We start from the raw sequence: 2,284 nt of genomic DNA, 5'->3' as shown, positions 1-2,284 counted from the left end.
CAGGCAAGGATGGAACCGAGGTGTAAGAGACCCCGAGGAACGCTGGTGACTTCGTTCCTGGTAAACCCCATCTGGAGCAAGACCTAATGGGACACAGCTTCTTCGCGAAGCAGCCTTAGCCCGAGGCGTGTCTAGGTTGGTCGCTGGAGCTGGATAGCAATGTTCGGCCTAGATAGATGATTGTCGCTTGTAGTGGGAGGGTAGTTCCCGTCTGTACCACGAATAGCACAGAACCCGGCTTACGGAAAACTTTCCCCACTGCAACACCTTAAAATGCATAAATTTAACTTTTGTAAATGACCTGTTTGCATGAAAGCTTTTAATCCAAATGTATTTATTGAATTAAAAAGGGTGTGTCATATTCCAATGGGAATCATGGCAGACCCTTTTTAACATACCGTATTTACGCAGAAAATTGCCTTCTTAGAATGAAGCCCCCAGCATAATTACTGGGGGCTTTCATTTTAATTTTTACTTCCTCTACCGTAAAACCGTTCGAGGATGAGGCACGTAGTTAGCGTAGCAACGCATTTGAATCTGTAGAAGCGAGGCCTGCACCTTTGTCCCAGATTCCACCATACTATTCAAATTCCAAACGAATCAGGGGGTAACAGCGATCGTAAAATCAAATGATTCGTGAAGCGGCCTCACGTACATATCCTGCCAACTCCATCATCACACGCTTTTTACCACACTTTCCTCTTTATACATCTTCAGCGCTCGATCCAATCGGTCAACTGCTTTTGGAAGCAGGGAAGGGTCGGTATGCGTGAAGTTGATTCGCATATGGTTGCTGCCGCTCAGGTCAGCATAGAAGACTTGTCCAGGCACAAATGCGACTCCTTCCTGAATTGCGAGTTGCAGCAACCGATCAGAACGGAAGCCCTCGGGTAGGGTAACCCACATAAACATACCGCCAAGTGCATCATTCCAGGTGATACCTTCCCATTGGCGTTCTCTCATTAGCGACGTGAGACGTAGCATACGAGTATGGTACTCAGAGGACACGGTGCGAATATGTCCGTCCAAGTCAAAAAAGTCCAATAACTCATTCAAAGCACGTTGATCAATACTGCTGGAGTGCAGATCGGCAGATTGTTTGGCATTCGCGACTTTAACGACGATAGCTTGATCGGCTACCAACCATCCAGAGCGAACACCTGGAGCGACAGTTTTAGAGAATGTAGAAGTGTACATTACATGACTGTCTCCACCTAACTGTTGATCAATTGAGAAAAGGGATGGAAAGTTAAGGTTTTCGTCAAATTTAAGACGTCCGTAAGGATCATCTTCAAAAATCAAAGTGCCGTATTTACGGCATAGTTCAACAACGCCTGTTCTGCGTTCCATACTCCAAACACTTCCTGCCGGGTTGGAGAAGGTGGGGATGACATACACGAATTTAGGCTGATGTTTTTTGATCTTGGCTTCAAGATCTTCTAATTGCATACCGTTAGAGTCTGTATCTACACTTACAATGTTGGCACCATAGGAATTAAATACCTGAAGAGCCGCCAAATAAGTAGGGGACTCCACCAATACAGTATCCTGCGGATCGAGCAACACACGCGAAACCAGATCAATGGTCTGCTGTGAGCCCGTCGTCATAATGATATTATCTCTGGTGACGGAGATGCCTTGGGATGACATGATTGCTGCAAGACGTTCCCGTAGAGGAATGTAGCCCTCGGTTAGGCCGTATTGAAGAGCGGTAGTACCGCCGAGACGAAATACCCGCTCATAGGCTTTAGCAACAGCTTCGATGGGGAAAAAGGCATCGGCAGGAAGGCCGCCTGCCAGAGATAACACATCTGTTCCCTGTGTCAGCTTTAAAATGTCCCTTACCATGGACGAGCCCTGAGTACGAGCCATACCCGAAAATTTGTGTTCCAATCCAATCATCTCCTGTGTTCTATACTGTACTATGAAATTTGTTGTATTATATCGATAATGAAGTATAACAGTAAACGTCTAAATGTAACAGTTGATTTTTGGAGGGGACGGTTCCGATGCATATTGATCTCAGCCGCAATAGCAGTGTCAAATTATATTTACAGATTGCCAAAACATTAGCAGATCGCATCCAGTCTGGATTGCTGCCTCAGGGCACAAAGCTTCCGTCTGTCCGTCATCTGTCCAGCCTGCTTGCGGTAAGTCCCGTAACTGTAAGCAAGGCGTATGCTGAGCTGGAGTCTATTCATTTGGTTACCTGTACACAGGGAAAAGGTTGCTATGTAGCGGAGCCTTCGGTAGCTGTTCAACGAGAGGGAGCGCAGGATTTGTC

General features: G+C 46.4%; 2 protein-coding genes and 1 other RNA gene. 2 read left to right on the top strand and 1 reads right to left on the bottom strand.

Translation table 11 applies throughout. The features are described from left to right. An RNA gene (rnpB, locus tag GRP75_RS24815) (RNase P RNA component class A) lies at window positions 1-258 on the top strand; the annotation flags it as partial. Window positions 259-675: 417 nt separating this feature from the next. Here rnpB and GRP75_RS24810 read toward each other — a convergent pair. Further along, window positions 676-1,893, bottom strand: a complete 1,218-nt coding sequence (locus tag GRP75_RS24810; RefSeq protein WP_160790656.1) for an aminotransferase-like domain-containing protein — start codon at window positions 1,891-1,893, stop codon at window positions 676-678. A gap of 116 nt (window positions 1,894-2,009) precedes the next feature. On the opposite strand from GRP75_RS24810, the gene GRP75_RS24805 reads away from it, so the two are divergent. After that, on the top strand, window positions 2,010-2,284 hold a 275-nt coding region (locus tag GRP75_RS24805; protein WP_160790655.1), incomplete at its 3' end, for a GntR family transcriptional regulator.

The sequence above is a fragment of the Paenibacillus sp. OT2-17 genome, from assembly GCF_009827695.1.
Taxonomy (GTDB): Bacteria; Bacillota; Bacilli; order Paenibacillales; family Paenibacillaceae; genus Paenibacillus; species Paenibacillus polymyxa_B.
This window is presented reverse-complemented; position numbering and strand designations above follow the sequence as displayed.